The organism is Marinobacter sp. LV10MA510-1, from assembly GCF_002563885.1.
GTDB lineage: Bacteria > Pseudomonadota > Gammaproteobacteria > Pseudomonadales > Oleiphilaceae > Marinobacter.
Genome location: NZ_PDJA01000001.1, coordinates 1,871,909 through 1,885,601 on the forward strand (window position 1 = coordinate 1,871,909; position 13,693 = coordinate 1,885,601).

10 protein-coding genes are annotated in these 13,693 nt (G+C 57.9%); 1 reads left to right on the plus strand and 9 read right to left on the minus strand.

Going from position 1 to position 13,693, the window contains the following annotated elements:
* Positions 1-13 precede the first annotated feature (13 nt).
* Both murI and nudC read right to left on the minus strand, forming a co-directional pair.
* Complete coding sequence (murI, locus tag ATI45_RS08980) at positions 14-856, minus strand: glutamate racemase (RefSeq protein WP_098419191.1); 843 nt, start codon at positions 854-856, stop codon at positions 14-16.
* Positions 853-1,737 carry an NAD(+) diphosphatase gene (gene nudC / locus ATI45_RS08985; protein ID WP_098419192.1) on the minus strand — a complete coding sequence of 295 codons (885 nt, stop codon included), beginning with the start codon at positions 1,735-1,737 and terminating at the stop codon, positions 853-855. The genes murI and nudC overlap by 4 nt, the downstream gene beginning before the upstream one ends.
* Before the next feature lie 199 nt (positions 1,738-1,936).
* Between nudC and plsB the strand changes: the two genes are divergently transcribed.
* On the plus strand, positions 1,937-4,411 hold the full coding sequence (gene plsB, locus ATI45_RS08990) for a glycerol-3-phosphate 1-O-acyltransferase PlsB (protein ID WP_098419193.1): 2,475 nt from the start codon (positions 1,937-1,939) through the stop codon (positions 4,409-4,411).
* Between the two features lie 10 nt (positions 4,412-4,421).
* Here the strand turns inward: plsB and ATI45_RS08995 are convergent, their stop codons facing one another.
* The 7 genes from ATI45_RS08995 to relA form a co-directional block, all read right to left on the minus strand.
* A complete protein-coding gene (locus ATI45_RS08995) occupies positions 4,422-5,237 on the minus strand; it encodes a class I SAM-dependent methyltransferase (RefSeq protein WP_179888010.1) in 816 nt (271 codons plus the stop codon).
* The gene (tsaB, locus tag ATI45_RS09000; RefSeq protein ID WP_098419194.1) at positions 5,237-5,995 is read right to left on the minus strand and encodes a tRNA (adenosine(37)-N6)-threonylcarbamoyltransferase complex dimerization subunit type 1 TsaB; all 759 of its coding nucleotides are present in this window, start codon (positions 5,993-5,995) and stop codon (positions 5,237-5,239) included. Before tsaB ends, ATI45_RS08995 begins: the two co-directional genes overlap by 1 nt.
* A 4-nt stretch (positions 5,996-5,999) precedes the next feature.
* The gene (gene adk / locus ATI45_RS09005) at positions 6,000-6,653 is read right to left on the minus strand and encodes an adenylate kinase (RefSeq protein ID WP_098419195.1); all 654 of its coding nucleotides are present in this window, start codon (positions 6,651-6,653) and stop codon (positions 6,000-6,002) included.
* Positions 6,654-6,849: 196 nt separating this feature from the next.
* Positions 6,850-7,782 carry an HDOD domain-containing protein gene (locus ATI45_RS09010; RefSeq protein WP_228735957.1) on the minus strand — a complete coding sequence of 311 codons (933 nt, stop codon included), beginning with the start codon at positions 7,780-7,782 and terminating at the stop codon, positions 6,850-6,852.
* A 57-nt stretch (positions 7,783-7,839) separates the two neighbouring features.
* On the minus strand, positions 7,840-10,509 hold the full coding sequence (gene ppc / locus ATI45_RS09015) for a phosphoenolpyruvate carboxylase (RefSeq protein ID WP_098419196.1): 2,670 nt from the start codon (positions 10,507-10,509) through the stop codon (positions 7,840-7,842).
* A 95-nt stretch (positions 10,510-10,604) separates the two neighbouring features.
* A complete protein-coding gene (mazG, locus tag ATI45_RS09020; protein WP_098419197.1) occupies positions 10,605-11,453 on the minus strand; it encodes a nucleoside triphosphate pyrophosphohydrolase in 849 nt (282 codons plus the stop codon).
* Entirely contained in the window at positions 11,453-13,684 is a 2,232-nt protein-coding gene (relA, locus tag ATI45_RS09025) for a GTP diphosphokinase (RefSeq protein WP_098419198.1), read from the minus strand. Before relA ends, mazG begins: the two co-directional genes overlap by 1 nt.
* Between the last annotated feature and the right edge of the window lie 9 nt (positions 13,685-13,693).

A 13,693-nucleotide genomic window follows, 5' to 3' on the forward strand; every position in this document is an offset into this window, starting at 1 on the left:
GCTTACGCCGGCTTTAAATACGCTTCCACAAACCAACTATAGCACCGGGAGCAAGGCCAAGGTCGGTCATGAAATGTTCGATTCCGAGGGGCACTGACGCGGTGAACAGCGCCTGCTGCAAAGGCTTTGGCGGTATGCCCGGCTGCACCTGCAATGTGAGCGCTTGCGGTTGCGCTGATTTTAAGGAAACGAGCAACTGCTCTACCCTGCGCGCGATGGCATCACCACTGTCGACCCAAAACCGCACACCGGGCGCTGCCTGCGTCAAAGCAGGCAGCAGCAGTGGATAATGAGTGCAACCCAATACCACCGTGTCTACCCCTGCGAGCTCAAACGGAGCCAGAACGTCAGCCAGCTGCTCGTGCGATACACGTTCGCCCCGCGCCAGCGCCTCCGCCCAATGCACCAGATTTGGCTGCCCAATACGGCACACCTGGCAGTCAGAAGCGTAATCCGCAATCAGCTGGTCCAGATACGCCCTTGCCACGGTGGCCGGAGTCGCCAGTATCCCGATACGGCGATTAACACTGATCGCCGCCGCCGGCTTGATGGCTGGCACCACACCCACAACCGCCTGCGATACACATTGGCGCAACGCCGGCAACGCCGCCGTGCTGGCAGTGTTGCAGGCTATAACCACAATATGGCAATCAAACTCTGCCAAAGCGCTGGTGACCAGGCTGCAAGTACGCTTTACAACCTCCGCTTCGAGTTTGTCGCCATAGGGAAATCCTGCGTTGTCTGCCAGGTACACAATAGGTAATTGCGGGCAAAGGCGCCGAATGCTGGCAGCCACGCTGAGCCCGCCTACGCCAGAGTCAAACACCAGCACACTGGGGGGCGACACTTCGTTCACCGATTCGTCCTGTCCGCAATGTGCGCCAGAATTTCCTCAGACATCTCATGAATCAGCTGCCCGGAAATGGTGGTTAATGGCGGCACGGGCGGCGTGTGACCTGGCACAAACCAGCCGGCGTCTGCCAGCTCATCCTGCTGCAACACCAATTCACCACCATCATAGTCGGCAAAAAAACCGGCCATCAACTGATGAGGAAACGGCCAGGGCTGTGACAGCCGATAGCGTATATTGGTTACCTGCAAACCAGTTTCTTCCTTGACCTCACGGGCCACCGCTTGCTCCAGGCTTTCACCGGGCTCAACAAAGCCCGCAATCAGGCTGTACATGGGCCTGCGCGTGCGGGACGAACGCGCCAGCAGCATGCGTTCGCCGCGGCGAATAACCACAATCACGCACGGGGCAACCCGCGGATACCAGGGTATTTCGCAATTTTGACACCAACGTGCGCGTTCGCGGGCGTGAATGACGGTGGACGTGCCACAACGCCCGCAAAACCGGTGATCGCGCCACCAGCGCGCTAGTTGCACGGCGATGCTGACCAGCGCTACCGGGGCGTCATCGGTGTGCAAGATCACGTCGCGCAGCAACAAGGGCTCCAGGCCTGCCAGGGCACCGTCTGTCTGGCTGACCACAAACAGCGGCCGGCCCTGAAGCTGGCCCAGCGAAACCGCACTGGCGGACAGCGAGGCTACCTCATCGGCGGCTAACTGCTGCAACCAGCCGCTGGTGGGTTTCAGCACCATATCGCCGCTGACCCGCAACACCCAGTCACCAGCCTGCAACGGCTGAGGCCCCCAACCCGCAACCCAATTTACTTCAAGCTCGCGACCACTTTGCTCGCGGATGCGCTGATAGGCTGGAACGTTTCTCTGAGGCATGGTTAAAACTCGATCCTGATATGACACCGGTGCACGATGTTCGCACCGGCACTGAGATTGATGGCTTTAATGTATCATAGCGCCTGCAGCCAAAGCACAGACAGCGCCTGCGCCGTCAGCACAGAATGGCGAGCCGCTTTTCCGGCGGGCTCCAAGCCGGTAAACTCAACAGCTGAATTTCTACGGAGCAACACCCCCCATGGCATTTTTCCAGGGCATTCGCCGCCTGATTCTCGCCATTTTTCGAAAAATCCTGTTTCTTTGGGTGCGCACTCAGGTTACCGGTGCCACGCCCGAAGCTCTGGGCCTGAACCCGCAGCAGCCCGTGTGTTACGTATTGCAGTACAGCTCGCTGTCCAGTCGCCTGGTATTAGAGCAAGAAGTCCTGCGCGCAGGTTTACCCCACGATACTCGCAAGAAAGCGCCCAGGTCTGCTGCCCTGCCCTGGTTTGTTTTTCTTTACCGCCGCGCAGGCAGGCTACTTCGGGGCGGGCGCCAAACGCCGGTGGCCACTGACGACTTCAAGGCGGTGGTTCGGCACGCGATCAAAAACCCCGATCAAGACTGGCACATTGTTCCAGTATCGCTGCTCTGGGGGCGCTCGCCAGACAAAGAAAAATCGCTATTCAAACTGTTGCTGTCAGACAGCTGGTCTGTGGCGGGCCGCTTGCAAAAGTTTTTGATCATTCTGGTGCACGGCCGCAACACTTACGTGCAGTTCGACAAAGCGCTGCGCCTGCAGCCGCTGCTGGAGGAATATCGCAACAGCGAAGAACTGGCCAGCCGCAAACTGGCGAGGCTACTGCGCACTCATTTCCGCCGGGTTCGCCAGGCCGTATTAGGGCCAGACCTGTCACACCGCCGCACACTGGTCGAAGATCTGTTGCGCACACAGGCTGTCAAACAGGCCATCCGTGACATAGCCTCGCAGCAAAACATGGCCGAAGACAAAGTGCAGCTCAAAGCCTACAAATACGCCGACGAAATCGCCGCCAACATGTCGGTAGCGACCGTCCGCGTTATGGACGTGTTACTGACCTGGCTGTGGAATCGCATTTATAACGGCGTTTCGGTGAATAACATTCAGGCTGTCAGAGACGTTGCCCGCGACAACGCGGTTGTTTACGTGCCCTGCCATCGCTCCCACATTGACTACCTGCTGCTGTCATACGTGCTTTATCAGAATGGCCTGGTACCACCGCACATAGCGGCGGGCATCAACCTGAATATGCCGTTAGTAGGGCCCATACTGCGCCGCGGCGGTGCCTTTTTTATGCGCCGCAGCTTTCGCGACAACCCGCTCTACGCCACCGTGTTCAACGAATACATGCACGTGATGCTGACCCGCGGCTACTCGTTGGAATACTTCGTTGAGGGCGGCCGCAGCCGCACCGGCCGAATGCTGCAGCCGCGGCCCGGTATGCTGGCAATGACGGTGCGCAGCTTTTTGCGCAATCATAAGAAACCTATTGTGTTTGTACCGGTTTACGTGGGCTATGAAAAAGTGATGGAAGGCCGTTCCTATCTGGGCGAGCTACGGGGCAAGAAAAAACCTAAAGAAAGCGTGTTTGGCCTGGCCAAAACCGTACGCAAACTCAATAAATCTTTCGGCCGGGTTGCCCTCAATTTCGGCGACGCCATCCCCCTGGCCGAGGTGCTGGACCGCACTCAGAGCGACTGGCGCGAACTATCCTATGTTGATGAGTACCGGCCACCCTGGCTGAACCAGGCCGTCAGCGCGTTGTCTGCGCGAATCGCGCAGAACATCAATGCGGCGGTTGCGGTTAATCCCATTGGCATGACCGCAACCGTGCTGCTGGGCAACGAGCGCCCGGCCATGGGTGAAACCCAGCTGGTTCGTTTGATGGACCAGTGCGCAGACCTGCTGCGAGCCTGCCCCTATGCCGACACAGTAACCCTGCCCGACGGCAGCGGCAGCGACTGGCTGGCGTATTCCGAAGCCATGGGGCTGGTGGGCCGTCAGCCGCAAAAGCTGGGGGACATTATCGTTCTGCAAGGCAGTAACGCGACCCTGATGACCTATTATCGCAACAACATTCAGCACCTGTTTGCCCTGCCCTCACTGATTGCCTGCCTGTTTGAAAACCGCCATTCACTGGCGCGGGAAAACATTGTGTCTCTGGCCAGCATCGCCTATCCCTATTTGCAGAACGAGCTGTTCCTGAAATACCAGGGCGATGAGCAGGTCACCCATATTATTAACCGCTGGCTGGACGTTCTGATCGCCCAGGGCCTTTTGCTAAAGCAAGAAGATGGGCGGATTGCACGACCGGTTGACGGCACTGATGCCATGGTACGGCTCCGCTTACTGTCGCGGTTTATCATCCAGACGCTGGAGCGCTATCACATTGTGGTGGGCATATTACGCCGCTACGGCTCAGGTAAAATCACCACAGAGGCACTGGAGGAGCAAAGCACTCTTTTAGCCGAGCGCATGTCCATTCTGTTTGGCTTGAACGCACCAGAATTTTTTGACAAGAACCTGTTTCGCCAATTTATCAGCGCATTGCAGAGTAACAAGGTGATTAGCACCGACGAACACGGGGTGATTTATTACGACGGCAGTCTGGACGAAGTCGCCAAAGATGCCCGACTGGTGCTCAGCGTGGAAAAACAGCTAGCCATTGAAAACGTTACCCGCATGGGAATTTAAAGGCAGGGGTTCAGGGTAGAGCCCGTAAACTGTAGATATCGTAGCGACTGCTCTTGCCTTCTACCCGGGTGGTGGGTGTTGCGCCATCTATAGCCGGAGCTTTGCGCGGGCGTTTGACCACCACACGGTAGCGCGCGGCGTTTAACGCCAGCTGAAGCAACTGTGACGTGTCTTCATCCTGCCCCACCAGATGGCGGAACACCTGCATTTCTTTTTTCACCAGAGCGGTTTTGTCCTGGTGGGGAAACATTGGGTCCAGATAAATGACATCCGCCAACGCGTGTTCCGGCTCGCAGGATTCGACCTGGCTTAGAAAATCGAGACTGCTGCCGGCGCGCAGGTCCATGCGCGCAACCACCGGCGCGCACTCAACATTGAGTGCGGCGCGGGCCAAGCCGTCTTGCAGCAAAGCGTGAATGACGGGGTGGCGTTCAAACAGAGTCAACCGGCAGCCCAGGCCCGCCAGAATAAACGCGTCTTGGCCCAAGCCTGCGGTGGCATCCAGCACGTGCAAAGGGGTGCGCGTTTTATGCAGGCCCACAGCCCGCGCCACCAGTTGCCCGGTGCCACCGCCGTGTTCGCGACGAAAACCCATTTTGCCGCTGACGAATTCGACCCGAACGGGGCCTGGCGCGCCCTTACCCGTCAGCTGCAAAGCTAGCCCTTGCTCATCCAGGGTCACCAGCAAAGGAACGCTTGTTACGCGGCGCGGATCTGTAGCGGCTACCAGCGACACGCCGAGCTCTGTGGCCAATTCCTGCGCACGGTGCTTATCGCCTAGTGCCGAGCAGGCTACGGCCAGATTTACAGCCAGAGAAACCTGCATTACTTGCGGCCAGGCAGTTTTTGCCAGGTTACTTCGTCGCGCAGGTACACAGGCTGAGCCTGCTGTGCCGACACACCGGCACCCGCGGCAAACTGTTTGGCGGCCATGCGGGCAACGCACGCAGCTCTTGGCACCAAATCAATGCTGGGCAAGGCCACCAACGCAGAGGTCACAGCCTCGGGCATCTGTTCACTCAAAGCCCAACCGGAACCGGCACCAAGCCAATCGGCGTCGTCGGCTCTGGCATGAGCACCTTCAACGTCGCCAGCAGAGCTTTCTGCTGCCGGCATTGCCAGCGCAGAGGGTGCGCAAACCCGCTCTTTTCCGAGCAGTACCGGTGCGCCATCAAGCAGCTGATAACAGCCCCAATACACCTCGCCCATCCGTGCGTCAAAGGCCACCGCCACGCGCTGGCCTTGAGTGGCGCCGGCCTGGATCAAGGCATCCAAGGCCACGGCCGCCAGCGATGACACCGGTATGACCGGTATGTTCAGCCCCCAAGCCAGGCCTTGCACCACGCCGGTGGCAATACGCAACCCGGTAAACGACCCCGGCCCGCAGGCGAAAGCGACTGCATCAAGATCAGCAGGCTCCAGCCCGTGTTCCTGCAACAGGCTGCGAACCATAGGCATCAGCAAACGGGTATGGCCCCGTGGCGCAATTTCAAAACGCTCATAGGCTAAACCCGCTTCTGCACTGCCCAGCCAGAGAGCCGCCGAGCAGCCTGCGGCCGAGGTGTCCAGTGCCAGTAATTTCATCGGCTTACTTCAGCTTGGCGCTGATCTGGGCGCGAATATCGTCCAGACTGCCAATGCCTTCAACTTGAACATAACGTGGCGCGCTGTCCGCATCTTTGGCAGCCCAACCCTTGTAGTAACCGATAAGCGGAGCGGTCTGCTGGTGATAGATACCCAGGCGTTTGCGCACGGTTTCTTCGCTATCGTCTTCACGCTGAATCAACGCTTCGCCGGTTTCGTTGTCTTCGCCTTCCACTTTTGGGGCATCGAATTTCACATGATAAATACGACCACTGCCTTCGTGCACGCGTCGGCCTGACAGGCGGCTGACAATTTCTTCATCGGCAACGGTGATTTCAACCACGTAATCAATAGCGATGCCCTGATTTTTAAGCGCTTCAGCCTGAGGAATGGTGCGCGGAAAGCCGTCGAGCAGAAAGCCGTTTTTGCAGTCCACTTTCTGAATACGCTCGTCAATCAAAGCGATGATGATGTCGTCTGACACCAATCCACCCGAGGCCATGACTTCCTTGACCTTACTGCCCAGATCCGACTCGGCCTTGACCGCAGCGCGCAGCATGTCACCGGTGGAGATCTGAGGAATATCGAAACGCTCTGTTATGAACTGAGCCTGTGTACCCTTACCGGCGCCCGGGGCGCCCAACATGATGATACGCATAGTTTATGCTCCTGAAATAATGACTAAATTGAAAAAGCTATGGCAAAAACACATGCCTTTGCCGCAGCCTCTCTGCTTTTTTACCCGAGTTAAGGCTTAAGGGTGGCGCATTATACGAAGTCGAGCCGTCAAGCGAAAGCCGACCTCAGTATCATGCCCGTTTGTATACAGTGGAATACCGAAATAAAGCCTGCCGTTAACTTAGCGCCGCCGCCATGGCGTCAAGATCGTCGGCCACATCGGCAACTTCCGCAAAGGCCTGTTCCAGATCGCGCTGTTCCAGGCCCAGCCTTGCGGCAAGAGCGTCGGTATCGTCAGGGACAAGTTCATCACCGATACCGATGTCTTTAAGAAGAGCATTTGCCAGCATGACCGCGTTTACATAAAGCTGATGCTCGCCGCTGTATTCGCCGCGCTGGTGCATGGCGGCCGCTTTTATAACGGGCCCCGGCAAATTCCACAGCCGATGAAGAACACCACCGATAGTGCCGTGGCCCACTGCCACCATGGATTGGTCAGCACCGCCGAATATCTGCTGCTCCAATTGTTGCATACTGGCTTCTGGCTGCGTTTCACGCAACTCGCTGAGGCGAGCGTACTCTGCCGGCAACAGGTGCCCGATAAGCAGTAGCCCAAAATTATGCAAAAGCCCGCACATATAGGCCATACCGGGTTCGGCTCCGCAGCGGCGGGCCAGGCTGGCGCTCAAAAAAGCACAATACAAGGAATGGCGCCAGAATTGATCAATCCCCAACGGGCCTTCGCGGGGCACATCAAAGGCTTTTACCGCGGCAATACCCATAGCCACGTGGGCAACCCGCTCAAATCCCAGCACCCGGGCGACCGCGTCTTGCACCGAATTGATCTGGCCGCGATAGCCGAGCAGTGCGGAACGGGCGTAACGTATCAGCTGCGCGGTCATGCTTGGGTCTAGCTCAATCACCTCGGCCAACTGTTTTGCGGTCGCCTCCGGATTGGCCGTCAGCTCCAGAATCCGTAAAGCCAGGGCCGGCATCGGCGGCAGTCGGTACAGCTTCTGCAGCCTGGCGGCAACGTCATCCAGCGTCAGCTCTGCTGCCAATGGCCCTTTGCGGGCCGAAAACGGCTCAATACGCGGTGCAAAAGGCAAATTGAAACTCCAGAAAAGTGCGTTACAAAAACGGCGATGATATTCGCAGCGCCCGCCTTAGCCGGTGTTGCGCATACCCGCCGAGATGCCGGCCATGGTGACCTTCAGGGCCCGCTCAACCAGTTCCGGTACCTTTCCGCTATGGCTTCCGTCATGCTCGCCTGTGCCTTCGCTTTGGCGCTCGCGCCGCAGCAGTTCGGCCTGCAGATAATGCAAAGGGTCGGTATACGGATTGCGCACATTCATCGAATGAGCAAATACTGGCTCGTCTGCCAGCAGGTGGTCCTGCTGCTTCAATTCCAGCACCCGGTGAATGCAGCGGCTCAAGCGCTGGCGCAGATTTTCACCCAGGGCCCGCAACGCCGGGTCGTCCACCAAGGTCTGCTCGTAATAGCTGGCGATGCGCAGGTCGGCCTTTGCCAAAACCATCTCCAGCATATCGATGTAGGTGCGGAAAAACGGCCAACCCGCCATCATTTCCCGCAACTGGTCTGTACGTTGATCTTCGGCGGCTGCTTCCAGAGCTACGTCGCTGCCCAGCCAAGCAGGCAGCATCAGGCGCATTTGAGTCCAGGCAAATATCCAGGGTATGGCTCTTAGGCTTTCAACGCCACCACCGGCTTTGCGCCGCGCCGGGCGACTGCCCAAGGCCAGTTTGCCCAGCGCCTGCTCCGGGGTAACCTGTCGGAAATAAAGCACAAATTGCGGGTCGTCCCGCACCACGTCGCGGTAAGCCTTTAACGAGCGTTCAGTCAACCAGTTCATGGTGTCACGCCAACTGTCTTGGGGCTGGGGCGGCGGCGCCAGTGTGGCCTCGATGACCGCAGTGGTGTAGAGCGTCAGACTTTGCACGGCAAGATCCGGCATACCGAATTTGAAGCGAATCATCTCGCCCTGCTCGGTAATGCGGAAGCTGCCGTTGACCGATCCCGGCGGCTGCGACAGGATAGCCCGGTTAGCCGGGCCGCCTCCACGTCCAACCGTGCCGCCACGGCCGTGGAACAAGGTCAAGCGCATATCGTATTCTGCGGCCACTTTTGTCAGCGCTTCCTGGGCTTGGTACTGGGCCCATGCAGCCATCATCTGGCCGGCATCTTTCGACGAATCGGAATAGCCGATCATGACTTCCTGCTTGCCGTCGCAGTAGTCGCGATACCAGTCAATCTGATAAAGCTCGGTCATGCTTTGCGGCGCACCGCTCAGGTCATTCAATGTCTCAAACAGCGGTACCACCGCCATCGGGTACTGCATGCCCGCCTCGCGCAGCAGCAGAATAACGTTCAGCACATCGGACGGCTTACTGGCCATGGAAATCACATAGGAGCCCAACGCCTGCGGCGTTTGCTCGGCCACCACCTTGCAGGTGGCCAGCACTTCCTCCACCGCTTCACTGGGCTGCCAGTTACGCGGAATCAGCGGGCGACGGCCTTTAAGCTCGCGCACCAGAAACGCCTGACGTTCTACTTCTGACCAGGCCTGATAATCCCCAAGCCCCAGATAACCCACAATTTCGGCCACAGCCTCAGCGTGACGGGCCGCTTCCTGGCGAATATCAAGACGGCTCAATGGCAAGCCAAAGGTATGGGCACGGCGAATAGTGTCCAGTAGCGGTCCATTGGCGATGTGTTCAAGACCACACTCAACCAGTGAGCGGTAGCACAGCTCCAGGGGTTCGGTGAACTCACTGTTGGCGAACAATATGCGGTTGCTGTCGGCGGCAGCGCCGCTAATACTGGCTTCGGCCCAGTCACGGGTGCGGCTGAGCTGGTCGCGTAGCTCGCCCAGAATCTGGCGATAAGGTTCACGGGTATCGCCTACCCTTGATCGCAGCTCATCGCTGGCCTGCCACATAGACAGTTCGGCGCGCAGCGCTGTAATGTCTTTCATATACAGATCCGCAGCCATCCAGCGGCCCAGCAAAAACACCTTGCGCGTAACCTGGTGGGTGACGTTAGGGTTGCCGTCACGGTCACCGCCCATCCAGGACGCTACCCGCACCGGAGTGGCTTGCAGCGGAAGGCCTTTACCGGTGGCTTCGACCAGAGCGGTATCCAGGCTTTCGAGGAATCTTGGTAACGCTGTCCACAGGCTGTTTTCGATCACCGCAAAGCCCCATTTGGCTTCATCTACCGCGGTGGGGCGATCGTAGCGAATTTCATCGGTGTGCCAGGCCTCGGCAATCAGTCGGGTCAAACGGCGCACGATTTCGTCGCGCTCGCCGGGCATCAGATCCTGATGGTCCAGCTGCTCCAGGCAGTCCGACATGTCGTCGTACTTCATAATCAGGGTGCGGCGAGTCACTTCTGTGGGGTGGGCTGTCAACACAAACTCCACCCGCAGGTTGACCACCTGGCGGTGCAGTTCGTCAGCGCTTATGCCGCCGGCTAACAAACGCTGGAATACTTCGGAGAATGATTCCACCATCAGGTCAGCGCTGTGACCGCGATTGCGACGGATACCGTGATATTGCTCGGCCAGGTTGGCCAGGTTCAGAAACTGGTTAAAAGCGCGGGTCACCGGCAGGATTTCATCGTCGCCCAGCTGGCCCAGCAGATTCACCAGGCGTTGGCCCGAGCCGCTTTCCTGAAGCCGGTCCGCTTTGGCGGCAGCTCGTACTTCTTCAATTGTGTCGAAACACTGCTGCCCGGGGTGCTGACGGATACTCTGCCCTAACAGCTCTCCCAGCATCCTCACGTTTTCCCGCAAATCCGGATGTAATTCAGTCACATTGGCATCCTTTTGTCATGTTTAGGGCAGCATCAGATTTGTTCCTCGTTAAGATACTAAGGAACCACTGCCGAAGTCTACGCGGCTTGACCGCCTCAGCGCTGACGCTCCACACCTTTCACTGACTGCCAGATGGCGTCCAGCGCCTCCAGGGTTTCGCTGTCCATATCACGGCCCTGAGCCGCAAGCTCGGCCTCGATGGCGCGAAAGCGCGCTTCAAACTTATGATTGGTGCGTTTCAAAGCCTGTTCGGGATTCACTTTCATAAAGCGCGCCAGATTCACGCACACGAACATCACGTCGCCCAGCTCATCTTCCAGGGCATCCCGTTCGCCGCTGCCGTCATTGGCGGCCTGCCAGGCTTCTTTCAGTTCATCAATTTCTTCGTGCAACTTATCGAACACCGGGCCAATGTCGGGCCAGTCAAAGCCATGGCGGGCGGCCCGCTTTTGCAGTTTTTCAGCTCGCGCCATGGCCGGCAGAGTGCGGGCAATTGCGTCCAAGCGCCCCGCGGGCCCGGAACTGTCAGGGGCAGACTTTAGCGACCGCTCCTCCGCTTTGATGCGCTCCCAGCTCTGTTTGATCCAGTCTTCGCCCGGGCGGTTATGGGGATCGATCCGGCTTTCAAGTGTGCCTTCGGGAAACACGTGGGGGTGGCGGCGGATCAGCTTACGCACCAGATTGTCCACCACCGAATCAAAATCAAAATGCCGGGATTCCTGCCCGATCTGACTGTAAAAAATGACCTGGAACAGCAGGTCACCCAACTCGTCTTCCAAGTGGGGGTAATCTTTGCGCTCGATGGCGTCAGCTACTTCGTAGGCTTCTTCCAGCGTGTGGGGCACGATGGACGCAAACGTCTGGCGGGCATCCCACGGGCAGCCGGTGTCTGGATCGCGCAAGCGTTCCATCAGGGTTTTCAAGTCGTCCAGCGAATAGCTCATCAGCGTTTTCTCTTAGCCTCGATGACGTTGGGCAGGTTGCGGATCTGGGACAGCAGTTTGGCCAGTTGTTCCAGATCGGAGATTTCTACAGTGACCGTCAGGTTGGCCGTGTTGTCGTCACGATTGCTCTGAGTGTGTAACGCCAGCACATCGCAGCGCGATGCCGACAGCACTTGGGTGATATCGCGCAAAAGGCCCGAACGGTCATAAGCGTCAACGCTAATATCCACCGGGTATACCGAGGCTTGGCGCACGCCCCAACTGACCTCGATAATGCGGTGTGGCTCTGTTTCCACCAGACCCATGTAAGTGTTGCAGTCCTGCCGGTGAACGGTCACACCGCGGCCAACGGTAATGTAGCCGCCAATATCGTCACCTGGCAAAGGCTTGCAGCATTTGGCCACCTGGGTTTTCAATTGGCCCACACCCACAATGCGAATGTCAGATTCGGTATCGTAGGCTTTGCTTTGCTTGCGCAGCTTCAGTTCGGGCTGTTCATTTTTTGGTTCCAGCATTTGCTGGGCCACATTGGCCACTTGGGCCGGGCGCAGGTCGCCCGCGCCAATGGCCGCACACATGTCTTCAGCGCTGTGGTAATTCACTTTTTTGGCGAGCCGTTCCAGATTGCAGTCGTGCAATGACAAACGCTTGAATTCGTCGTCCAGAATGGTACGGCCATCGCTGATATTACGACCGCGATCCTGCTGTTTGAACCAGCTGATGACCTTGGCGCGGGAGCGCGAACTGCGAATGTAGCCCAGGTTGGGGTTGAGCCAATCGCGGCTGGGTGTCGCATTTTTAGACGTCAGTATGAACACTTGGTCGCCGGTTTTCAGCGGGTAGATCAAGGGCACGATACGCCCGTTGATGCGCGCGCCTCGGCAAGCGTGACCGACTTCTGTATGTACCCGATAAGCGAAGTCTACGGCGGTGGAACCCTGGGGCAGATCAACCACATGGCCCTCAGGCGTAAACACGTAAACCCGATCGGATGTCACCTCGGATTTCAGGTGTTCCGCCAAGCCGGACAAATCGCCCAACTCTTCTTGCCATTCCAGCACCTGGCGCAACCAGTTTATTTTGGCATCGTAACTGGTGGATTTGTTTTTGGTGTCGGTCCCTTTATAAAGCCAGTGGGCGCAGACACCCAGTTCGGCTTCTTCGTGCATCTTATGGGTGCGGATCTGCACCTCCATTACCTTGCCTTCAGGGCCGATGACCGCGGTGTGCAAAGACTGGTAACCGTTTTCTTTGACGTTCGCGATGTAGTCGTCAAATTCGTTAGGAATGTGGCGCCACAGGCCGTGAACGATACCCAACACGGCGTAACAGTCGCGCACCTCCGGAACCAGAATACGCACGGCGCGCACGTCATACACCTGGCTGAAATCAATGCCTTTGCGGCGCATTTTGCGCCAGATACTGTAGATGTGCTTGACCCGGCCCGACACATCGCCCTTGATACCGGCACTATCCAGTTCCGACTCCAGCGAGGCCACCGCCCGCTTGATGTAGCTTTCCCGATCCAGGCGCTTTTCATCCAACAGATTGGCAATTTTCTTGTAAGCGGTTTCGTGCAGGTAGCGGAAAGACAGATCTTCCAGTTCCCATTTGATATAGCCAATGCCCAGCCGGTGCGCCAACGGGGCATAGATCTCAAATACTTCCCGCGCAACTCGCATGCGTTTTTCCGGCAATGCGTCTTTCACTCCGCGGATGGCGCAAGTGCGCTCAGCGAGTTTGATCAGCGCAACCCGCACGTCGTCAACCATGGTCACCAGCATTTTACGCACGTTGTCGAGCTGGCCTTCGCTCTGGCCCAGAACATTGCCTTTCAGGGGATGATGGATAGACGAAATCGCCGCCATCTGCAGCACGCCGTTAATCAGGCCAGCCACTTCGTCGCCAAACTCTTTACGCACGGCTTCTAGCGTTACCCGTTCTTCGCGCACAGCGCGATACAGCACAGCAGCCGTCAGGCTGGCCTGGTCGAGGTGCAGCTCTGCCAGCACTCGAGCCATTTCAATGCCGGTGCGGAAACTGCTGGCGCCGGGGGTCCATTGTCGGTCTTCCCGATAGGCCTTAAGGTCAATAGCCGCGGCTCTTTCGCAAGCCTGGCGTAACAGGCTGTCATCCTCAAGATGGGTCTGCTCGGCCAGCTGACGCACACAGTGGGCAATGTCTACTTCACCGCTGCCGGTCACGGCGTAATCTTCGCGAACTTTTACCATGTCGACTCT